This window comes from Caulobacter segnis (genome assembly GCF_029543125.1).
In the GTDB taxonomy this organism is placed as follows: Bacteria; Pseudomonadota; Alphaproteobacteria; order Caulobacterales; family Caulobacteraceae; genus Caulobacter; species Caulobacter segnis_D.
The window spans coordinates 423929-443256 of the sequence record NZ_JARQWW010000005.1; the positions used below are offsets into that span (position 1 = coordinate 423929).

General features: G+C 68.1%; 21 protein-coding genes. 11 read left to right on the top strand and 10 right to left on the bottom strand.

The genetic code is table 11. From position 1 onward, the window contains the following. The first annotated feature begins 23 nt into the window (after positions 1-23). Positions 24-842, top strand: coding sequence for a histidinol-phosphatase (gene hisN, locus P7B02_RS16945; protein ID WP_277787522.1), 819 nt, complete (start codon positions 24-26; stop codon positions 840-842). On the opposite strand, the gene P7B02_RS16950 is transcribed toward hisN, so the two are convergent. From P7B02_RS16950 to P7B02_RS16965, 4 genes are all read right to left on the bottom strand, one after another. Then, positions 839-1786 (bottom strand): alpha/beta hydrolase, encoded by a 948-nt coding sequence (locus tag P7B02_RS16950; RefSeq protein WP_347276663.1) that lies wholly within the window; start codon positions 1784-1786, stop codon positions 839-841. The two genes, hisN and P7B02_RS16950, sit on opposite strands and share 4 nt — an antisense overlap. An 8-nt stretch (positions 1787-1794) precedes the next feature. Next, positions 1795-2100 (bottom strand): SCP2 sterol-binding domain-containing protein, encoded by a 306-nt coding sequence (locus P7B02_RS16955; RefSeq protein ID WP_277787524.1) that lies wholly within the window; start codon positions 2098-2100, stop codon positions 1795-1797. A gap of 81 nt (positions 2101-2181) precedes the next feature. Further along, positions 2182-3075 (bottom strand): class I SAM-dependent methyltransferase, encoded by an 894-nt coding sequence (locus P7B02_RS16960; protein WP_431355827.1) that lies wholly within the window; start codon positions 3073-3075, stop codon positions 2182-2184. Then, positions 3075-3917 carry a class I SAM-dependent methyltransferase gene (locus P7B02_RS16965; RefSeq protein WP_277787525.1) on the bottom strand — a complete coding sequence of 281 codons (843 nt, stop codon included), beginning with the start codon at positions 3915-3917 and terminating at the stop codon, positions 3075-3077. The genes P7B02_RS16960 and P7B02_RS16965 overlap by 1 nt, the downstream gene beginning before the upstream one ends. A 223-nt stretch (positions 3918-4140) precedes the next feature. On the opposite strand from P7B02_RS16965, the gene P7B02_RS16970 reads away from it, so the two are divergent. Further along, on the top strand, positions 4141-4602 hold the full coding sequence (locus tag P7B02_RS16970) for an Hsp20 family protein (RefSeq protein WP_277787526.1): 462 nt from the start codon (positions 4141-4143) through the stop codon (positions 4600-4602). 76 nt (positions 4603-4678) lie between these two features. Here P7B02_RS16970 and P7B02_RS16975 read toward each other — a convergent pair whose 3' ends face one another. From P7B02_RS16975 to gpmA, 4 genes are all read right to left on the bottom strand, one after another. Then, positions 4679-6019 (bottom strand): pentapeptide repeat-containing protein, encoded by a 1341-nt coding sequence (locus P7B02_RS16975; RefSeq protein ID WP_277787527.1) that lies wholly within the window; start codon positions 6017-6019, stop codon positions 4679-4681. A gap of 91 nt (positions 6020-6110) precedes the next feature. Beyond that, a complete protein-coding gene (locus tag P7B02_RS16980; protein WP_277787528.1) occupies positions 6111-7379 on the bottom strand; it encodes a pentapeptide repeat-containing protein in 1269 nt (422 codons plus the stop codon). A 74-nt stretch (positions 7380-7453) separates the two neighbouring features. Then, positions 7454-8077: a bifunctional diaminohydroxyphosphoribosylaminopyrimidine deaminase/5-amino-6-(5-phosphoribosylamino)uracil reductase RibD gene (locus tag P7B02_RS16985; RefSeq protein ID WP_277787529.1), complete on the bottom strand. Its 624-nt coding sequence runs from the start codon at positions 8075-8077 to the stop codon at positions 7454-7456. Positions 8078-8086: 9 nt separating this feature from the next. Continuing rightward, positions 8087-8800: a 2,3-diphosphoglycerate-dependent phosphoglycerate mutase gene (gene gpmA / locus P7B02_RS16990; RefSeq protein WP_277787530.1), complete on the bottom strand. Its 714-nt coding sequence runs from the start codon at positions 8798-8800 to the stop codon at positions 8087-8089. Positions 8801-8914: 114 nt separating this feature from the next. On the opposite strand from gpmA, the gene P7B02_RS16995 reads away from it, so the two are divergent. The 4 genes from P7B02_RS16995 to P7B02_RS17010 all read left to right on the top strand — a co-directional run bounded on the left by P7B02_RS16995 (position 8915) and on the right by P7B02_RS17010 (position 12243). After that, positions 8915-9208 carry a hypothetical protein gene (locus P7B02_RS16995; protein ID WP_277787531.1) on the top strand — a complete coding sequence of 98 codons (294 nt, stop codon included), beginning with the start codon at positions 8915-8917 and terminating at the stop codon, positions 9206-9208. Next, positions 9205-10161 carry a KpsF/GutQ family sugar-phosphate isomerase gene (locus P7B02_RS17000; RefSeq protein ID WP_277787532.1) on the top strand — a complete coding sequence of 319 codons (957 nt, stop codon included), beginning with the start codon at positions 9205-9207 and terminating at the stop codon, positions 10159-10161. Before P7B02_RS16995 ends, P7B02_RS17000 begins: the two co-directional genes overlap by 4 nt. Next, positions 10161-10634 (top strand): GNAT family N-acetyltransferase, encoded by a 474-nt coding sequence (locus tag P7B02_RS17005; RefSeq protein WP_277787533.1) that lies wholly within the window; start codon positions 10161-10163, stop codon positions 10632-10634. Before P7B02_RS17000 ends, P7B02_RS17005 begins: the two co-directional genes overlap by 1 nt. Before the next feature lie 109 nt (positions 10635-10743). Continuing rightward, positions 10744-12243, top strand: a complete 1500-nt coding sequence (locus P7B02_RS17010) for a phosphomannomutase/phosphoglucomutase (RefSeq protein ID WP_277787534.1) — start codon at positions 10744-10746, stop codon at positions 12241-12243. A gap of 73 nt (positions 12244-12316) precedes the next feature. Here P7B02_RS17010 and P7B02_RS17015 read toward each other — a convergent pair whose 3' ends face one another. Next, a complete protein-coding gene (locus P7B02_RS17015; protein ID WP_277787535.1) occupies positions 12317-12469 on the bottom strand; it encodes a hypothetical protein in 153 nt (50 codons plus the stop codon). A 186-nt stretch (positions 12470-12655) separates the two neighbouring features. Between P7B02_RS17015 and P7B02_RS17020 the strand changes: the two genes are divergently transcribed. The 4 genes from P7B02_RS17020 to P7B02_RS17035 all read left to right on the top strand — a co-directional run bounded on the left by P7B02_RS17020 (position 12656) and on the right by P7B02_RS17035 (position 16001). Then, on the top strand, positions 12656-13321 hold the full coding sequence (locus P7B02_RS17020) for a DUF969 domain-containing protein (RefSeq protein WP_277787536.1): 666 nt from the start codon (positions 12656-12658) through the stop codon (positions 13319-13321). Continuing rightward, positions 13318-14277, top strand: a complete 960-nt coding sequence (locus P7B02_RS17025) for a DUF979 domain-containing protein (RefSeq protein ID WP_277787537.1) — start codon at positions 13318-13320, stop codon at positions 14275-14277. The genes P7B02_RS17020 and P7B02_RS17025 overlap by 4 nt, the downstream gene beginning before the upstream one ends. Beyond that, a complete protein-coding gene (locus tag P7B02_RS17030; RefSeq protein WP_277787538.1) occupies positions 14252-15250 on the top strand; it encodes a DUF2891 domain-containing protein in 999 nt (332 codons plus the stop codon). The genes P7B02_RS17025 and P7B02_RS17030 overlap by 26 nt, the downstream gene beginning before the upstream one ends. 223 nt (positions 15251-15473) lie before the next feature. Continuing rightward, positions 15474-16001 (top strand): hypothetical protein, encoded by a 528-nt coding sequence (locus P7B02_RS17035; protein WP_277787539.1) that lies wholly within the window; start codon positions 15474-15476, stop codon positions 15999-16001. A 9-nt stretch (positions 16002-16010) separates the two neighbouring features. Here the strand turns inward: P7B02_RS17035 and glmM are convergent, their stop codons facing one another. Beyond that, the gene (gene glmM / locus P7B02_RS17040) at positions 16011-17366 is read right to left on the bottom strand and encodes a phosphoglucosamine mutase (RefSeq protein ID WP_277787540.1); all 1356 of its coding nucleotides are present in this window, start codon (positions 17364-17366) and stop codon (positions 16011-16013) included. 141 nt (positions 17367-17507) lie between these two features. Here glmM and glmS point away from each other — a divergent pair, with 141 nt between their 5' ends. Then, positions 17508-19328: a glutamine--fructose-6-phosphate transaminase (isomerizing) gene (gene glmS / locus P7B02_RS17045; protein ID WP_277787541.1), complete on the top strand. Its 1821-nt coding sequence runs from the start codon at positions 17508-17510 to the stop codon at positions 19326-19328.

Sequence of the window (19328 nt, forward strand, 5' to 3'; positions counted from 1 at the left end):
CCGGCTTCGGATAAGCCGAGGCCATGCTGCCTGCTGATCGTCTCGCCGACCTCGACGCCTTTCTCATCGCGCTCAATCGCGCCTCCGGGGAAGCCATCCTGCCCATGTTCCGCGCCGACCACGGCCTCGAGGACAAGGGCAAGGCCGGCGCCTTCGATCCCGTTACCGAAGCCGACCGCGGTGCTGAGGCCGTGATCCGCAAGCTGATCGCCGAGCACTATCCTGAGCACGGCGTCATCGGCGAGGAGTATGGCGAGGACCGCCCGGACGCAGAATTCGTCTGGGTCCTCGACCCCATCGACGGCACCCGCGCCTTCATCTCCGGCCTGCCGCTGTGGACCACCCTCATCGCCTTGCGCTGGAACGGCGCGCCGGTGCTGGGGTCCGTCGGCCAACCCTATCTGGACGAGATCTTCATCGGCTCCGCCGCCGGTTCGCGCCTGGTGGCGCGCGGGGCAAGCCAGGCCTTGCGCGTCCGGGATTGTCCCGATTTGGCGCAGGCGACCATCTCCACCACCGATCCGCAGGCCTGCTTCGACAGCCCTGAACGGGCGGTCTGGAACGACGTGCGGGACGCGACCCGTCTGGCCCGCCTGGGCTGCGACGCCTATGCCTACGCCATGGTCGCCATGGGCAAGATGGACATGGTGATCGAGGCCGGGCTCAAGGCCTGGGACGTAGAGGCCGCCATCCCCCTGTTGGCCGGCGCCGGCGGCGCCGTCACCGACTGGCGCGGCGACGAGATCGGCAAGAACGGCGGCCAGATGCTGCTGGTGGGCGACAAGGCCCTTCTGGAGCCGACCCTGGAGCTGCTGGCCCCCGCGGCGAAGGCCCAGCCCTAAAGGCTCGCGACGACCGCGTCGAACTCCCGCCAGAAAACGGCGCGCTTGTCGTCCGTCTCCATCAGGATCTCGTGGTAGCTGCCGGGGACCTCAAGGAATTTCCCCTTGGGCAGACGGCCGGCCACCATCCTGGCGTCCGGGTTCCAGACCAGCTTCTCCTCACCGGCCGACAGGATGACGACCGGGATCGTCACCTTTTCCAGCCGCCCCGGCGCCCGCATCCAGGCGAAGGCCGACAGGGCGAAATCCACCCAGCCCCAGGTGACGCCGCCCAGGTCCAGGTCCGGATTGGCGGCGAGTTGCTTCATCCAGGTGTCGTAGCGGGCCTTGTCGTGGGTCAGGACCTGATCCTCGAACGCCGCCGCGCCGCCCCCGCCCTTGCCGGCGGCTTCGGACATGTAGACGCCGCCCCGTCCGATCAGCGTCTGGACGGCGGCCATGGCGCGCGCGGTCCAGAACGGACGCCCGCCCAGCGGCAGACCCAGCATGGGCGCCGACAGCACGGCGGCGCTGAACCGCGGCTCTCCGCCCGTCAGGGCCAGCATGGTCAGGCACCCGCCCATGGAATGCGCCATGGCGATCCAGGGCTTGGGCAGGCGGCTTTCGAACTGCGCCAGCAGGGCCTGATAATCTGCCATGAAGTCGGCGTGACCGGCGGCATGGCCCTTAAGCCGATCCGGCAGCAGACGGTGCGACAGCCCCTGCCCGCGCCAGTCGTGGGCCAGGACGGTGAAACCGCGCCCGGTCAGGTCGCGGATGACCTCGTAGTATTTTTCGATCGGTTCGGTGCGGCCGCCGCTGAGGACCACCGAACCCTTCGGCGAACCGGTCGCCGGAAACAGAGCGGCGCGAAGGGTCGCCCCCTTCGCGCCGGTGAACCATTCGGCCTGTCCGCCCCTTGGGACGGGCGCCTCGGCGATGTCGAGCAGAGGCGCCGGCCGCATCAAGGCGATCAGGCCTTGCTGAACAGAGCCTGCAGCTTCGGCTGCAGCGACATGGCCAGACCCATGTCCGACAGCTTCAGGCGGCCGCTCATGAACGCCATGGTGGCGTCAAGCTGGCCTTGGCTCATGGCGATCAGGTCGGCCAGGCTGAGGGTCATGGTCAGATCGGCCGGCTTGTCTTCGTTGGTGACTTCGCCGCCGTCGATGTGGATGAAGCCATCGCCCTTCAGATCGAACTTCAGGCTCTTGCCCAGACCCGAGTCATCGCCCACGGCGCCTTTGATCTTGTCGGTGACTTCCTGCAGCGTGGCCATGCGGCGCGCTCCCTCTAGTTGAAATTGGCGGCCACCTTGGCCGGTGATCGACGACAAGTAAACAACGCTTAGACGTTGACGCTACGACGGTTTGACGAATTTCAGCGTCATCCGGTCGCTTTCGCCGATGGTGTCGTACTTGCTGTGGTCGAAGTCCGCTTTCGCCGGCTCTCCGCGCGGGGCCGACAGCCGCGTGGGCGGCAGGGTCCAGACGCCGAACGGATGATCGCGGGTGTCCTTGGGGTTGGCGTTGATCTCGCTGGCCTCGGCCAGGGTGAACCCCGCCTCCTTGGCCAGTTGGGTCACATAGGCCTGCTGGACATAGCCGTTGGCGGCCAGGGCCTCCTGCACGCCGCCGGGATCGGCGCGATGTTCCTCGACCCCCAGCACGCCGCCAGGCTTCAGCGCGGCGAAGGCGTCGCGGAACGCCTTCTCGGCCACGCCCGCCGCCATCCAGTTGTGGATGTTGCGCAGGAACAGCACCAGGTCGGCGCTGGCCGCGGGCGCCACCGGTCCGCTGGTGGGGCCGAAGGCGGTGACCTCCACCTTCCCGTACACGCGCGGCCGCGCCGCCAGCTTGTTGCGAAAGGCCTGGACGATCTCGCCGGCCGTCGGGTCGTTGGGATTGTCAGTCTGCAGATGGGCGGCGTAGAGCCGCCCGCCCGTGCTGTTCAGGTAGGGGGCCAGGATGTCGGTGTACCAACCGGCCCCCGGCCAGAATTCGACGACCGTGATCCCCGGGCGCAGGCCCCAGAACTCCAGGCTCTGGCGCGGGTGACGCCAAGGATCACGCGCCTTGTCGGATTGCGGGCGCCAGTCGCCGGCGATGGCGGCGTCCAAGGCGTCGGACGCCTTGGGTTTGGCCGGCGCTGAAGCGACCGGCTTTTCCTCATCCTTCTTGCCGCAGCCGGCGAGAATGAACCCCGCCGCCCCGCGCAGAAGACCCCGCCGCGACCAGTCGCCCATCACGGCCATCAGGCCGGCTTCTTGAAGCGCAGGGTCATGCGGTCGCTCTCGCCGATGGCGTCATACTTGGCGCGATCGAAGTCCGGCGCGGGTTGCTGGCCGGCAGCCGCGCTCTGGCGAGTCGGCGGCAGGGTCCAGACGCCGAAGGGGTGATCCTTGGTGTCCTTGGGGTTGGCGTTGATCTCGGACGAGGCGTCCAGCTTGAAGCCCGCCTTTTCGGCCAGGGCCACCACGGTGGCGGTGGACAGATAACCGTTTGTGCCGCCGCCGGCCTGCGGCTTCGGGTCGGCGCGGTGATCCTCCACGGCCAGGACGCCGCCCGGCTTCAGCACGGCGAAGAAGTCGGCGAAAATCTTGTCGGCGCTGCCGGCGGCGGTCCAGTTGTGGACGTTGCGGGCGGTCAGCACCAGGTCGGCCGAGTTCGGCGCGCCCAGCGGCTTGGCCACGGGGCCGAAGTTCACAAAGTGGATCGAACCCCACTTGGCCTGATCCGAATACTTCGCCTCGAAGTCGGCGCGGGCCTTGCGGGCGTTTTCAGAAACCTTCGGGTTGTCCAAATCAGTCACGCCGGCGACGTAATGGCCGCCGGTGGCCTTGGCGTAGGGCGCCAGAATCTCCAGCCAGTAGCCGCCGCCCGGCGACACCTCGATCACCGTCTGGTTCGGCTTCAGGCCCCAGAAGGCCAGACTTTCGGCCGGGTGGCGATGGACGTCGCGGGCCACGTTGTTGGCGGCGCGGTTCGGGCTGGCGACAGCGGCCTTCAGGGCGGCGTCGGCGGCGAAGGCGGACGGTGCCGCCATAAGGGCCGCGGCGGCGAAGCCGGCGGCGATGGCGAGACGTCGGGTAGTCATGGTGGAGCTCCTGGCGTTTTCCTTGGGGCGGAGCCTTACGGGCCAAGCGTGACCGATCAAGGGCCAATCTTGCGCATTCGCCCCTTGAAGCGTTTTCGCTCGCTCCTAACTCATACCCGAAGGCGCCGATGTCGGGCCTTCACGGACTTGCAGGCGGGGCCGATCCGGGCCGCCGAGAAGTCCGACAAACCGCAACCTTGCTTATGCAAAGAAGGATGTGACCATGCGTACGATCGACCTTTCCCCCCTGTACCGCTCTGTCGTCGGTTTCGACCGCCTGGCCGCGCTGCTTGACGCCGCCGCCACGAACGAAGCCGCCAGCGGCTACCCGCCCTACAACATCGAGCGCACCGACGAGAACGCCTACCGCATCGAGATCGCGGTCGCCGGCTTCAAGTCGGAAGAGCTGAACATCGAGGTCAAGGAAAACCTCCTGACCGTCCAGGGCCGCAAGACGGCCAATGACGAAGCCAAGCGCTATCTCCACCGCGGCCTGGCCGAGCGTAACTTCGACCGCAAGTTCCAGCTCGCCGACTATGTGGTGGTCACCGACGCCCAGCTTCGCGACGGCCTTCTGTCCATCTCGCTGAAGCGCGAACTGCCGGAGCAACTGAAGCCGCGCCGCATCGAAATCTCGACGGCCGCGACCGAAGCCCCGCTGATCGAAGGCGAAAAGGCCGCCTAAGCGGCCTCACACACAAGCCAGGCGTCCCCCGGCCTGGCTGACAACGGGAAGGCGGCGCAGCGATGCGCCGCCTTTTTCATTCCGGAGGGGCTTCTTCCGCCGCCTCGATCAGGGGCGGGTCCTTGGGCGGCAGCGGGCCGAATTCATCGTGGGTAGGCTCGCCCTTGGGCGGCTCGAAACCCTGCACCTGGCGGAAGTCCACGTCCTTGATGCTGACTCCGTCCATGACCGCGGCGGTCAGGTCCGCCCCGCGCATGTCCGCGTCGTCGAGAACGGCCGCGGTCAGGTTGGCGGTCTGGGCGAAGACGTAGCGCAGCTTCGCGCCGGTCACGTCCGTCGGAATCTCGCGCCCGCCCAGGGGCAGCGGCCCCAGATAGGCCCCGCGCAGATCGGCTTTCGTCAGGTCGGCCCGCATCAGCTTCGCGCCACGCAGGTCCGCCCCGCGCAGGTTGGCGGCGCGCAGATCGGCCCCTTCCAGCTTCGCCCCCTGCAGATGCGCGCCGGACAGGTCCAGCCCGACCATCACCGCGCCCTTGGCGCTCATGGCCGTCAGGCGCGCACCTTTCAGGGCCGCGCCCAGAGGACGCAGGTCCTCGTTGTCCATCTTGGCGGCCGCGCCCTCCTTGCCGCCGGTCTTGCACCAGGCTTGGTTCGCCTTGGCCCGCTCCAACAGCTCCGGCGCCTTGTCGACCGCCTCCTGGGTCGGCTCGCGCAGCACCTGCTCCATGCGGGCGCCCTGGGTACTGGCCTTCATCAGGTTCGCGCCCACCAGGACCGCGCCCGCGAAGTTGGCGTTGTCCAGATTGGCGCCGCTCATGTCGGCGTTCTCCATCAGGGCGCCGCTGAAATTGGCGTCCTTCAGGTTCGCCCCGATCAGCTTGGCCCCGACCAGCGAGCAGTCGGTGAAGTCGGCGGCGAAGGCCGAGACCCCGCTCAGCTCGGCGTCGTTCAGGATGGCGCCCGTGAAATTGGCCTGATCCACCTCGCCCGGCCGCTCTTCATGGCGGGAGATATCCAGACCGTTCTTGGCCCCCGGAATGGCGACCTTGCCTTCGCGGAAGTCGGCGCCGGTCAGGTCGGCCTGGGCCAGATTGGCGCCGCGCAGGCACACGCCGCGCAGGTCGGCCTTGACCATCACCGCCTGGCGCAGGTCGGCCATGCGCAGGTCGCAGCCAAACAGATCGGCCCGCTCCAGCTTGGTGCGGATCAGTCGGCAGCCTTCCAGCACCGAGGCTGAAAGGTCCGCTTCCGACAGGTTGCGGCCCGAAAGATTGAGCCCGCCCAGATGGACGAAACGCAGCGATGCGCGCCGCCCGCCGGGCTTGCGCTGCAGATACCGCTCGTGGGAGCCGACGATGAGGTCGAGCTCCGCCTGGGTCAGCCGACGGCGGCCGGCGAGTTTCGCTTGGGCGGACAAGGCTAGGGATCCAGCTCAATAAGGTAAGCGTCGCTACTAAAAGCGAGAAAGCCCAACTGAACCGTTAAAGCCCAAGGCTGTCGGAACCTCGTTAGATCAGGCCTTCCAGCCCACGCGCGCCGGTCCGGACCACTTCGGTCAGGTCGATGTCCTTGACCATGGCGTTGGTGAAGTTGGCGCGGGAGATGTCGGCACCGCGCAGGATCGCCTGACGCAGGTCCGCCCGCGCCAGGTCGGCGTTCTTGAGCACCGCTTCCGAAAGGTCCGACGGCAGCACCCGATCCTTGCCGATCAGCAGCGGACCCAACTGGGCGTCGCGCAGATCGGTTTCCGACAGCTTGGCGCCGTTGAGCTTGGCCCCGCGAAGGTCCGCGCGGCGCAGGTTGCAGGCCCGCAGGTCGGCCCCTTGAAGCTGCGCCCCCTGAAGCTGAACGCCCTCCATGTCGAGGCCGTAAAACACCGCCCCCTTGGCGCTCATGGCCGTCAGGTTGAATCCCTTGATCGAGCCCAGGCTGCGCAGATCGGCCTTGTCGAACAGCGACGGCTTGCCCTCCGCCCCGCCGGTCTCGCACCATTTGGCGTGGTCGCGGACCATCTGCGGATAGGGCGAGCTGTGGTCGTCCTTGATCTCCTTCGGGTCGGTGAGGACCCCCTGCATGTTCGCGTCGATCGTGTTCCAGGCGAAGGTCTTGGCCCCCACCATGATCGCATCGCGCAAGTCGGCCCCGCGCAGGTCCGCCCCCGACAGGTCGGCGCCAGCCAGATTGCAGCCGCTCAGCGACGCCTGCTTCAGGTTGGCGCGGACCAGCTTGGCGTCTTTCAGCACCGCGTCGGTGAAGTCGGCCCGAATGGCCATGATGCCGGACAGGCGTGACCGCTCCAGGTTCGCGCCCACCAGATTGGTGCTCTGCGCCTGGGTCGACAGGCCGCCCCGCTGGGTGTGCTCCATGACGCGATAGCCTTCCTTGCGGTCGGCGGCGGCGATGGCCCCCTCGCGCAGGTCGGCCTCGAACATGTCGGCCCCGGTCAGGTTGGCGCCGCGCAGGCACGCCCCGCGCATGTCGGCGCGCCGCAGCGACGCCTCGACAAGATCGACTTCCGTCATATCCGCGCCGAACAGCACGGCGTTGTCCAGCCGCGCCCCCGCCATGCGGGTCTGGTGCATGACCGCGCCCGAGAAGTCGGCGTCGCACAGGTTGCGGCCGCGAAGGTCCAGGCCGGACAGATCGGTGAAGCTGAACACGGCGCGCGCGCCGCCCATCCGAGCCGACCACAGGCGGTCGTGCTTGGCGCAGATCAGGTCGACTTCCTGCTGTGTCAGACGTCGATGCGTGACGCCTGGCGCCGACGAAGCGGCCATGGATGCTCCAGCCCCCGGATATTCAGGCTGAACAGTTTCCCCGGAAGCGATTAACGCAAGCTTTCCAAAGGGTTCTAGAGCAGTCCCGCAGCGTGCAGTCGCGACGCCGTCTCGCCGCCCGCGGGCGTCCATAGACGCGTGTGCCCGAGGTCGGCGTAGCGCGCCAGGGCCGCGTCCAGCCCCTCCCCCTGCGACAATTCGAATTCGGCCTCGTAGCCCTCCGGCCCCGCCGCCGCCTCGACCAGCGGGCGGCCGGTCTTCAGCTTGTGAACGAAGCCGGCGCACAGGACGAAAGCTTCGTCCGCCAACAGCCCCGTCTCCACCTGCAGGCCGGCGGCGCGAAGGCGATGCGTCCCCTGGCCGGACGCGAAGGGTGACGGGTCTTCGCAGGCGATGACCACCCGCTTCACCCCGGCCGAAACCAGGTGCTGCGAGCAGGACGGCGCGCCGCTGGTCCGCGCGCCGCAGGGCTCCAGGGTCACATAGGCCGTGACACCCGGCGCGTGGCCGCCCAAGGCCGCCACCGCCTGCTCCTCCGCATGGGGACGGCCGCCGACGCCGGTGGCGGCTTCGGCCAGCACCGTCTCGCCGTCGGTGATCACGCAGCCGACCACCGGATTGGGCCAAGTCTTGCCCAGGTTCGTCCGGGCGACCGCGATCGCCCGGCGCATGTGCTGGATGTCGATCTCGCTCGACATCCCCGCCCCTCAGGCCACGGACGGCAGCGGCTGAGCCCGGCTCTCGTCCAGATAGCGCGCGCTGGTCGGCTTCAGGTCGCCGTCCAGTTCGATCAGCAGCGGGTTGCCCGTGGGGATCTCTACGCCGACGATCTTGTCGTCCGGCACGTTGAACAGGTGCTTCACGATGGCCCGCAGGGAGTTTCCATGGGCGGCGATCAGCAGGGTCTCGCCCGCCTTCAGCTTCGGCGCGATCTCGGCTTCCCAATAGGGCAGCACGCGCTCCAGCGTGGTCTTCAGGCTTTCGGTCACCGGCACGGCGTGGCCGGCATAGCGGGGATCGGCCGCGAAGTCGTACTCGCCGCCCGGCGCCAGGCCCGGCGGCGGGATGTCGTAGGAACGGCGCCAGATGGTGACCTGCTCCTCGCCGTGCTTCTCGGCGGTCTCGGCCTTGTTCAGACCGGTCAGGCCGCCGTAGTGGCGTTCGTTCAGGCGCCAGTCCTTGACCACGGGGGTGTCGGACTGGCCGGCGCCGGCCAGGGCCAGTTCGTTGGTCCGCATGGCGCGGGTCAGGACGGAGGTGTAGGCGCGGTCGAACTTCAGGCCGGCGGCCTTGATCAGCTCCCCGCCCTTGGTGGCCTGGGCTTCGCCCTCGGCGGTCAGGTCCACATCCACCCAACCGGTGAAGCGGTTTTCCAGGTTCCACTGGCTTTGGCCGTGGCGAAGCAGGACGAGCGCGGGCATCGGACCTCCAAATGTTGTCGCTGGTCGGGCTAAGGCTTGCGCGATCCAGCGTCAAGCACGCCCTCCCCCCGCGCGGCGCGCGTGCTATAGGACCGGTCCGCGCAAGGATTCTTCATGTCTGACCGCATCGTCCTGCCTGCCCTGGCCCTCCTCGCCGCCGCTTTGATCGGTCTGGCGCTGGTCTGGCCGCAGGGGCTCGGCGCCCGATCCCCTGGTCCCTTCGGCTCGCAGCCCGTGCAGCAGCGGCCCGAAGTGCAGGCCGCCATCCAGCGCGAGGAGGCCGCCGCCGCCCGCCGCGCCCAGCAGGAGCAGAAGGAGCAGCGCATCCCCGCGCCGGCGCCTCTGGCCGCCCCGCGCGAGCCCGTTGCTCCGGTGGAGCCGCCTGTCCTGCGGGAGGAGAACCCGTGAGTGAATTCGACGCCGCCGCCGTCGGCCGCCGGGTCCTGAAGGTCGAGACCGACGGTCTCGCCGCCCTCGCCGCCAGCCTGGACAAGCCCTTCGTCAAGGCGGTCGAGACCCTGTTCAAGGCCAAGGGCAAGATCGTCTGCACCGGCGTGGGCAAGAGCGGCCACGTAGCCCGCAAGATCGCCGCCACCCTGGCGTCCACCGGCTCTCCCGCCATGTTCGTCCACGCCGCCGAGGCCAGCCACGGCGACCTGGGCATGATCGGCAAGGGCGACGTGATCCTGGCCCTGTCCAAGTCGGGCGAGGCCCGCGAGCTGTCAGACATGCTGGCCTACGGCGCCCGCTTCGGCATCCCGATCATCGCCATCACCGCCAACGCCGACAGCCAGCTTGGCCGCGCGGCCGACATCCCGCTGCTGCTGCCCGACTCCGCGGAGGCGACGGCCGAGGTCAACGCGCCCACCACCTCCACCACCCAGCAGATGGCCCTGGGCGACGCCCTGGCCGTGGCCTTGCTGGAGCGCCGCGGCTTCACCGCCGCCGACTTCCGCATCTTCCACCCGGGCGGCAAGCTGGGCGCCATGCTGCGCACGGTGGCTGACCTGATGCACAAGGACGGCGAGCTGCCGCTGGTCCCGTCCACCAAACCCATGGCCCAGGCCCTGCTGGTGATGACCGAGAAGCGCTTCGGCTGCGTCGGCGTCACCTCGCCCGACGGCCGTCTGGCCGGCCTGATCACCGACGGCGACCTGCGCCGCCACATGGACGGCCTGATGACCCACAGCGCCGGCGAGGTGATGACCCCCTCGCCGCTGACCATCGCCCCCGGCGCCTTGGCGGCAGAGGCGTTGAAGCTGATGAACGACCGCCGCATCACTGTGCTGTTCGTGGTCGAGGCCAAGCGCCCGGTGGGCATCCTGCACATCCACGATCTGCTTCGCGCCGGCGTGATCTGATGGCGCACCGCCCCCTCGGTCGCGGCGAGACGGCTGTCCTGGCGCTCAACAACGCCAACAAGGTCGAGACCTCGCTCCTGACCCAGGCAGAACTCGACGCCATGGCGTCCAATGCCTGGCGCGCCTGGGTGATCGGCGACGCGGACGCGGTCCTCATCGCTTTCGATCAGGACGGGAACTACGACAGCCCCAACTTCCTGTGGTTCCGCGACCGCTATGAGCGCTTCGTCTATATCGACCGCGTCATCGTCGCCGAACGCGCCCGGGGCATGGGCATGGCCCGCGCGCTCTACGAAGCCGCCATGCAGGAGATGCGCGCCGACGGCCACAACGTCTTCTGCTGCGAGGTCAATTCCGATCCGCCCAATCCCGGTTCGGACGCTTTCCACGCCGCCCTGGGCTTCGAAGAGGTCGGCGTCGCCCGCCTTGAGGATCGCTCAAAGAGCGTGCGTTACCTCGCTCGTCGGGTCTGACGGAACTAGCGTCATCAAAAGTCATTACGCCCGCGGGGCGAACGGGCTCGCGACTTCGCGCGCCGCGCTCTACAACACAGACAACACCATTACGCATCGCTGAGGTCCCATGTTCTCCAAGCCCCGCGCCGATCTTGTCGCCAACACCGCCGCCTACGAGAACGAAGCTCTCGTCAAGGCGACCGGCTTCCGCGAGTACGACGCGCGCTGGCTGTTCGGGCCGGAGATCAACCTGCTCGGCATCCAGGCCCTTGGCCTCGGCCTCGGCACCTATATCCAGGAGCTGGGCCAGAAGCGGATCGTGGTCGGCCACGACTTCCGCTCCTACTCCCTGTCGATCAAGCAGGCCCTGACGCTCGGCCTCCTGTCCGCCGGCTGCGAGGTGCTGGACATCGGCCTGGCCGTCTCGCCCATGGCCTACTTCGCCCAGTTCGACCTCGACGCCCCGTGCGTCGCCATGGTCACCGCCAGCCACAACGAGAACGGCTGGACCGGCGTGAAGATGGGCGCCCAGAAGCCCCTCACCTTCGGCCCGGACGAGATGGGCCGCCTGAAGGACATCGTCCTCAACGGCCAGTTCGTTGAGCGTGAAGGCGGCAAGCTGACCCGCATCGACGGTGTGGCCGAGCGCTACATCGCCGACGCCGCCAGCCGCGTGAAGGTCACCCGCCCGCTGAAGGTCATCGCCGCCTGCGGCAACGGCACCGCCGGCGCCTTCGCCCCCGAGGCGCTGAAGCGCATGGGCGTCGAGGTGATCCCCATGGACGCCGAGCTGGACTTCACCTTCCCGCGCTACAACCCGAACCCGGAGGACCACGAGATGCTCATGGAGATGGCCAAGGCCGTCCGTGAGCACAGCGCGGACCTGGCCTTCGGCTTCGACGGCGACGGCGACCGCTGCGGCGTGGTGGATGACGAGGGCGAGGAGATCTTCGCCGACAAGATCGGCCTGATGCTGGCCCGCGACCTGGCCCCGCTGCACAAGGGCGCGACCTTCATCGTGGACGTGAAGTCGACCGGCCTCTACGCCACCGACCCGATCCTGGAAGAGAACGGCTGCACCACCGTCTATTGGAAGACCGGCCACAGCTACATCAAGCGCAAGACCGCCGAGCTTGACGCCCTGGCCGGCTTTGAGAAGAGCGGCCACTTCTTCCTGGCTGGCGAACTGGGCCGCGGCTACGACGACGGCCTGATCGCCGCCGCCGCCATCCTGGCCATGCTGGAGCGCAACCCGGACAAGAAGCTGTCGGACCTCAAGAAGGCCCTGCCGGTCGCCTACACCTCGCTGACCATGTCGCCCAAGTGCGCCGACGAGGTGAAGTACAAGATCGTCGAGGACGTGGTGAAGGAGTACGAGGAGCTCGGCAAATCGGGCGGCTCGATCCTCGGCCGGAAGATCAAGGACGTGATCACCGTCAACGGCGTGCGCGTTGCGCTGGAGGACGGCTCGTGGGTCCTGGTCCGCGCCAGCTCCAACAAGCCGGAACTGGTGGTGGTGGTGGAAAGCACGCAGTCGGAAGACGACATGCGCGACCTGTTCCACAAGGAAGTGAAGCCGCGCCTGGCCAAGCGCCCGGAAGTCGGCAAGTACAATCAGGAAGTTTGACGCGTCGAAAGACACGCACGGACTGACGGGCGGCTTCGGCCGCCCGTTTTCGTTTCAGGGATAGGCGGGGCTTCTAGCCGCCCCAGCCGAACCAGCGGGCGAGGGCCACATAGGCCGCCACCCAGAACACGCCGCACAGAACGCTCAGCACGAGCAAGCCTGTGATGGCGTAACCGCCGTTGCGAGCCGCCGAGTCCCGCCCGGCGGCGGCGAGATCTCGCCGCATGTTTCGCTCCCGAATCATCTGGCGTCCGGTCGGTCGAGCGACCGGATCAACGTGAGGTTGACACTTCGGTGAAATACCGCAAGTGGGCCGCGCGAAATCGTGAAGCTTCACCGCAACACGGCCTCGCGGGCGCTTGCCCTCCCCCGCCCATCCCCTAGTCTCGCCCTCCGTCGCAAAGGGGGGGCCATGCTGACTCTGTTGGGGATTGCGGTCGTGGTCGTGGGCTTCGTCGCCCGGATCAATCCGCTGCTTGTGGTGGTCGCCGCCGCCCTGGTCACTGGCCTGGCCGCCGGCATGGGACCGCTGGAGGTCGTCGCCCTCTTCGGCAAGGCCTTCAAGGAGAACCGCTACGTCTCCCTGCTGTGGCTGGTCCTGCCGGCCATCGGCCTGCTGGAGCGCTATGGCCTGCAGGAGCGGGCCAAGGCCCTGATCGGCGGGCTTCAGGCCGCCACCACCGGCCGCATCCTGCTGCTCTACTTCGCCATCCGCCAGATCACCTCGGCCCTGGGTCTCACCTCCCTGGGCGGGCATCCGCAGATGGTGCGCCCCCTGGTCGCCCCCATGGCCGAAGCCGCCGCCGAGACGCACGGTCTGACCGACGACGACACCCGCCAGAAGGTCCGCGCCATGTCCGCCGCCACCGACAACATCGGCCTGTTCTTCGGCGAGGACATCTTCATCGCCATCGGCTCGATCCTGCTGATGGTCGGCTTCCTGCAGCAGAACGGCATCGTGGTGGAGCCGCTGCACCTGTCGGTGTGGGCCATCCCCACCGCCATCGTCGCCTTCATCGTCCACGGGACGCGGCTGGTCCTGTTCGACCGCAAGCTGAAGTCGGGAGCCGCCAGGTGATCGGCCTCGAAGTCCTGTACGCGATCGCCGGCGCGCTGTTCGCGGCCATCGCCCTGCTCAGCGGCCTCGACCGCAGCAACAGCCGCCGCTGGCAGAACGCAGCCTTCTGGGGCCTGTTCTCGGCCTGCTTCCTGTTCGGCTCCCACCTGCCCGACATGGCCAACGGCGCCCTCGCCATCGGCCTGGTCATCATCGGGGGCATGGGCGGCTGGCGGCGGGGCGAGCCCGTGACCAGCACCATCGCGCAACGCCAGGCCAGCGCCGCCACGCACCGCAACCGCCTGTTCCTGTGCGCCCTGATCATCCCCGCCGTGGCCCTGGCCGGGACCATGCTGTTCAGGCACCTGACCTTCGGCGGCTTGCATCCGGTGGATCCAAAACAGGCGACCCTGGTGTCGCTGGTGCTCGGGATCATCCTGTCCCTGGCCGTGGCCATGCCCATGCTGCGCGCCCGGCCGACCGAGCCCCTGCAGGAAGGCCGCCGCCTGTTCGATCAGGTGGGCTGGGCCCTGCTGCTGCCCCAGATGCTGGCCGCCCTTGGCGCGGTGTTCGCCGCCGCCGGGGTGGGCGAGGCGGTCGGCGCCCTGACCACCGCCTGGCTGCCGGAAGGGTCCCGCCTGGCCGCCGTGGTGACCTACACCCTGGGCATGGCGCTCTTCACCATGATCATGGGCAACGCCTTCGCCGCCTTCCCGGTGATGACCGCCGGGGTCGGCCTGCCGCTGATCGTCCTGAAGTTCGGCGGCGATCCGGCGATCATGTGCGCCATCGGCATGCTGTCGGGCTTCTGCGGGACGCTGATGACCCCCATGGCCGCCAACTTCAACCTTGTCCCCGCCGCCCTGCTGGAGCTGAAGGACAAGAACGGGGTCATCAAGGCCCAGGTCCCCACCGCCCTCATCCTTCTCTTCGCCAACACAGTGCTGATGTATGTCCTCGTCTTCCACCGTTTCTGAGGCCGTCGCCTCCAAGTTCGCGTCCATCGCCCTCGGCCATGTGACCCGCCCCTGGCCGTACAAGGCCGACCATGTGATGGACGGCGAGGCCGATGTGGTCGCGCCGCGCGTCCTGCATCCGATCTTCTTCGGCAGCTTCGACTGGCACTCCTGCGTCCACGGCTACTGGACCCTGGCCACCCTCCTGCGCCTGCATCCGAACATCCCGCAGGCTCCGGCCATCCGCGCCCTGTTTAACGACGCCTTCACCGCCGCCAAGGTCGAGACCGAGCGCGCCTATCTCGACCGCCCGCTGAGCCGCGGGTTCGAGCGCCCCTATGGCTGGGCCTGGCTGCTGATGCTGGCGGCGGAGCTGGACCGCCACGACGCCCCCTGGGGCGCGACGCTGAAGCCTTTGGCCCTGGCCTTCGCCGACCGCTTCAAGGCCTTCCTGCCCAAGGCGACCTATCCGATCCGGGTCGGCACCCACTTCAACACCGCCTTCGCCCTGACCCTGACCCTGGAGTGGGCGGAAGGAAACGACGCCGCCCTCGCCGCCCTCTGCCGCGACACGGCTCAGGGCTGGTACGGCCAAGACGTTGACTGTCAGGCTTGGGAGCCCAGCGGCGACGAATTTCTGTCCTCCGCCCTGATGGAGGCCGAATGCATGCGCCGCATCCTGCCGGCGGACGCGTTCAAGGCCTGGTTCGCCGCCTTCCTGCCCCGCGTTGCGCAACAGCAGCCCGCCACCCTGTTCACCCCCGCCTTCATTAGCGACCGCAGCGACGGCAAGATCGCCCACCTGGACGGCCTCAACCTGTCACGCGCCTGGTGCTGGCGCGGCATCGCCAGGACCCTGGACGGGGATGCAAAGGCCGCTGCGCTGGAAGCCGCCGACCGCCACATGACCGACGCCCTGCCCCATGTGGCCGGCGACTATATGGGCGAGCACTGGCTGGCGACGTTCGCTCTGCTGGCGATGCTGGCGGAGTAGTGTGTGCGCCCTTCGAGAAGCGGCCTGACAGCCGCTCCTCAGGATGGCGGCTTCAAAGCCAGTCCACCTTCGTCATGCTGAGGAGCGCGACAGCGCGTCTCGAAGCAGCTTGATCGCCTGAGGCCGCCGTCACCGCCCTCCTTGACAGGCGGGCGGCATCCCACCCTGAGTTGCAGCAAAGCGGCTATCGGGGGAATCGATGACGGAGACGTCCGTAAGGCGGATGGCTCTTCGGCTGGCCCTGGCGGGACTGATCCTGCTCAGCGCTCCGGCGACAGCCTACGCGAACCTGATCTGGCCAGTGCTCTTTGTGGAGATGCGCCTCCTTACGATCCCGGTCATCGCAGCCGGCCTCCTGATCGAAAGCCTCATGCTCCGTTTCGGATTTGGCATGAGTTGGCTTCGGTCTGTGCTGTTGGCCGTGACCGCCAACGCCTTCTCGGCGGCCTTGGGCGCCTTTCTGATCCCCCTGGCCGGCATCGTCTGGGAGATCTTCCCAAGCCTGCTGATCAGGCCCTTTGTCCGAGGAACCTTCAACCCGATCACCTGGGCCGGGACATTCGCTCTCGCTGTCGCGATCACGGCGAGCCTTGAGGTTCTCTGCCTGCGCTTCGCCTTCAAGACCCCGTGGAGCCGCCGCCGCTGGCAGCTGTGGCTTGGCGCCAACGCGGTCACTGTCGCCTTGGCTTGCGTTGGGCTGTTCTTCGGCCCGAAGGACATCCAAGGTTACTATCCCTGGCTGTTCGGCTAGCGGACCAACTTAGGCCGCCGCCGCCTTCACCGCGCCGGCGATCTCTTTCACCAGCTTGTTGACCAGCTTCTCGTCGTCGCCTTCGGCCATGACGCGGATCAGGGGCTCGGTGCCGCTCGCGCGGACCAGGATGCGGCCGGAGCCGTTCAGCTTGCCCTCGGCGTCGGCGATGGCGGCCTTGACCTTGTCGTGCTCCAGCGGCTTGGCGCCGCTGGCGAAGCGGACGTTCTCCAGCTTCTGCGGCACGGGCTCGAACTGGCGGGCCAGCTTGCTCATGGGCTCGCCGCTGTCGACCAGCACGGCCAGCACCTGCAGGGCCGCGATCAGGCCGTCGCCCGTGGTCGAGAAGTCCGACAGGATCACGTGGCCCGACTGCTCGCCGCCCAGGTTGAAGCCGCCCTCGCGCATCCGCGCCATGACATAGCGGTCGCCCACGGCGGTCCGCTCCAGCTTCAGCTTCTTGGCGGCCAGGAAACGCTCCAGGCCCAGGTTCGACATCACCGTGGCCACCACGCCGCCGCCCTTCAGCAAGTCACGCTTGGCGTAGGAGGCGGCGATGATCGCCATGATCTGGTCGCCATCGACCACCAGGCCGTTCTCGTCGCAGATCACCAGCCGGTCAGCGTCGCCGTCGAGGGCGATGCCGATGTCGGCGCGGTACTCCTTTACCGCCTTGGCCATGGCCGCCGGATGAGTGGAGCCGCAATCGGCGTTGATGTTCAGGCCGTCAGGATCAATCCCGACCGTGATCACCTCGGCGCCCAGCTCGTACAGCACCGTGGGCGCGACCTTGTACGCGGCGCCGTTGGCGCCATCGATCACGACGCGAAGGCCGGACAGGTTCATCTGGCGCGGGAAGGTCGCCTTGACGATCTCCACATAGCGGGCCTGGGCGTCGTCGATGCGCTTCACCCGACCAAGCTGGGTTGGGGTCGCCAGACCTTCCTGCAGGCCTTCGTCCATATAGGACTCGATCTCGGCCTCCTGTGCGTCCGACAGCTTGTAGCCGTCCGGCCCGAACAGCTTGATGCCGTTGTCGGCGAAGTTGTTGTGCGAGGCGCTGATCATCACGCCCAGGTCGGCGCGCATGGAGCGGGTCATCATCGCCACGGCCGGCGTCGGCAGCGGGCCGAACAGCCGCACGTCCATGCCCACGCTGGTGAAGCCCGCCACTAGGGCCGGCTCGATCATGTAGCCGGACAGGCGCGTGTCCTTGCCGATCACCACCAGATGGCGGCGGTCGTCACGCGAACGGAACAGCTTGCCGGCCGCCAGACCCACGCGCAGCGCCACCTCGGCGGTCATGGGATGCTGGTTGGCCTGACCGCGGATGCCGTCGGTGCCGAAATAGGAGCGCTTGGCCATAGGTCGGAGACTCGTGCGAAACGAAGCGAAATGCAGATTTATGCAGGCGAAGCGGCGCCGGGTGTTAAAGCCCCCGCCACAGCCTGCGTCGCGGCAGGATTAAACCCGTCCGCGGTTTTCGACAAAGGATCAAAGCGTTCCATGTGCGGCATCATCGGAATCGTCGGCAAGTCTTTGGTCGCCGAGCGTCTCGTCGAGAGCCTCAAGCGTCTGGAGTATCGCGGCTATGACAGCGCCGGCGTCGCCGCCCAGGTGAACGGCGTGCTGGAGCGCCGCCGCGCCCCCGGCAAGCTGCGCGAGCTGGAGTCCGTCCTGGCCGCCGATCCGCTGGTCGCCCAGACCGGCATCGGCCACACCCGCTGGGCCACCCACGGCGCCCCGACCGAGCGCAACGCCCACCCGCACATCGCCGGACGCGTGGCCGTGGTCCACAACGGCATCATCGAGAACTTCGCCGAGCTGAAGGCCGAGCTTCAGGCCAAGGGCCGGGTCTTCTCAAGCGACACCGACACCGAGGTCGTCGCCCACCTGATCGACCAGAACCTGAACGAAGGCAAAGACCCCCTCGCCGCCTTCAAGGCCACGCTCGACCGCCTGTCCGGCGCCTACGCCCTGTGTGTGCTGATCACCGGCGAGAAGGACATGATCTTCGGCGCCCGCAACGGCCCGCCCCTGGTGGTCGGCTATGGCGACGGCGAGATGTTCATCGGCTCCGACGCCCTGGCGGTCGGCCCCTTCACCAACCGCGTGCTGTATCTGGAGGACGGCGACTACGCCGCCGTGGACCACACCTCCGCCCGCGTCTTCGACCATTCGGGTCAGGAAGTCAGCCGCCCGGTGAAGGTGGTCGCCTCCTCAGTCGCCCTGATGGAGAAGGGCAACTACCGCCACTTCATGGAGAAGGAGATCCACGACCAGCCGGAGGGGTGCCAGCGCACCATCGCCGCCTATGTGGATCCCATCGGCGCCAAGACCGCCGTGGCCGGCGACATCGACTGGGCGAACCTGGAGCGCATCCAGATCGTCGCCTGCGGCACGTCCTATATCGCGGGCGTCATCGGCAAGTACCTGATCGAGAAGTACGCCGACCTGCCTGTGGACGTGGAGATCGCGTCGGAATTCCGCTACCGCGAGCCGTCCATTCGCCCCACCGCCCTGGCCATCGCCATGAGCCAGTCGGGCGAGACCGCCGACACCCTGGCCGCCCTGCGCTATTGCCAGGCCAAGGGGATGAAGAGCGCCGCCGTGGTCAACGCCACGGAATCCACCATGGCCCGGGAGGTCGACGTGGTGTGGCCGATCCATTGCGGGCCGGAGATCGGCGTCGCCTCCACCAAGGCCTTCACCGCCCAGGTCAGCGTCCTGACCGCCATCGCCATCGCCGCCGCCGCCGCCCGCGGCCGCATCGACGCGGCTGAGGAAGCGCGTCTAGTGAAGGTGCTGCTGGAGGCGCCGCGCCTGATCGCTGAATCCATCCAGCTCGAAGATGCCGTCCGCACCGTGGCGTCGGAGATCGCCAAAGCCCGCGACGTCCTCTATCTCGGCCGCGGCCCGATGTCGGCCCTGGCCCTGGAAGGCGCGCTGAAACTCAAGGAAATCAGCTACATCCACGCCGAAGGTTACGCCGCCGGCGAACTGAAGCACGGCCCCATCGCCCTGGTGGACGACAAGACCCCGATCATCATCCTGGCCCCCTTCGACAGCTATTACGAGAAGTCGGCCTCGAACATGAGCGAGGTCATGGCGCGCGGCGGCCAGGTGGTGTTCATCACCGATCCCGAAGGCGCCAAGCACGCCCCGGCCGGCGCCCGCGTGGTCATGACGGCCCCGCCCTGCGACCCGCTGATCGCGCCGCTGGTCATGTCGGCCCCGATCCAGCTGCTGGCCTATCACGTGGCCGTTCAGAAGGGCGCGGACGTGGACCAGCCGCGCAACCTGGCGAAGTCGGTGACGGTCGAGTAG

What these genes read in the sequence shown, in the direction of transcription:
- hisN (WP_277787522.1), top strand. Translation starts at nt 24, where the DNA reads ATGCTGCCTGCTGATCGTCTCGCCGACCTCGACGCCTTTCTCATCGCG.
- P7B02_RS16950 (WP_347276663.1), bottom strand. Translation starts at nt 1,786, where the DNA reads ATGCGGCCGGCGCCTCTGCTCGACATCGCCGAGGCGCCCGTCCCAAGG.
- P7B02_RS16955 (WP_277787524.1), bottom strand. Translation starts at nt 2,100, where the DNA reads ATGGCCACGCTGCAGGAAGTCACCGACAAGATCAAAGGCGCCGTGGGC.
- P7B02_RS16960 (WP_431355827.1), bottom strand. Translation starts at nt 3,075, where the DNA reads ATGGCCGTGATGGGCGACTGGTCGCGGCGGGGTCTTCTGCGCGGGGCG.
- P7B02_RS16965 (WP_277787525.1), bottom strand. Translation starts at nt 3,917, where the DNA reads ATGACTACCCGACGTCTCGCCATCGCCGCCGGCTTCGCCGCCGCGGCC.
- P7B02_RS16970 (WP_277787526.1), top strand. Translation starts at nt 4,141, where the DNA reads ATGCGTACGATCGACCTTTCCCCCCTGTACCGCTCTGTCGTCGGTTTC.
- P7B02_RS16980 (WP_277787528.1), bottom strand. Translation starts at nt 7,379, where the DNA reads ATGGCCGCTTCGTCGGCGCCAGGCGTCACGCATCGACGTCTGACACAG.
- P7B02_RS16985 (WP_277787529.1), bottom strand. Translation starts at nt 8,077, where the DNA reads ATGTCGAGCGAGATCGACATCCAGCACATGCGCCGGGCGATCGCGGTC.
- gpmA (WP_277787530.1), bottom strand. Translation starts at nt 8,800, where the DNA reads ATGCCCGCGCTCGTCCTGCTTCGCCACGGCCAAAGCCAGTGGAACCTG.
- P7B02_RS16995 (WP_277787531.1), top strand. Translation starts at nt 8,915, where the DNA reads ATGTCTGACCGCATCGTCCTGCCTGCCCTGGCCCTCCTCGCCGCCGCT.
- P7B02_RS17005 (WP_277787533.1), top strand. Translation starts at nt 10,161, where the DNA reads ATGGCGCACCGCCCCCTCGGTCGCGGCGAGACGGCTGTCCTGGCGCTC.
- P7B02_RS17010 (WP_277787534.1), top strand. Translation starts at nt 10,744, where the DNA reads ATGTTCTCCAAGCCCCGCGCCGATCTTGTCGCCAACACCGCCGCCTAC.
- P7B02_RS17015 (WP_277787535.1), bottom strand. Translation starts at nt 12,469, where the DNA reads ATGCGGCGAGATCTCGCCGCCGCCGGGCGGGACTCGGCGGCTCGCAAC.
- P7B02_RS17020 (WP_277787536.1), top strand. Translation starts at nt 12,656, where the DNA reads ATGCTGACTCTGTTGGGGATTGCGGTCGTGGTCGTGGGCTTCGTCGCC.
- P7B02_RS17030 (WP_277787538.1), top strand. Translation starts at nt 14,252, where the DNA reads ATGTCCTCGTCTTCCACCGTTTCTGAGGCCGTCGCCTCCAAGTTCGCG.
- P7B02_RS17035 (WP_277787539.1), top strand. Translation starts at nt 15,474, where the DNA reads ATGGCTCTTCGGCTGGCCCTGGCGGGACTGATCCTGCTCAGCGCTCCG.
- glmM (WP_277787540.1), bottom strand. Translation starts at nt 17,366, where the DNA reads ATGGCCAAGCGCTCCTATTTCGGCACCGACGGCATCCGCGGTCAGGCC.
- glmS (WP_277787541.1), top strand. Translation starts at nt 17,508, where the DNA reads ATGTGCGGCATCATCGGAATCGTCGGCAAGTCTTTGGTCGCCGAGCGT.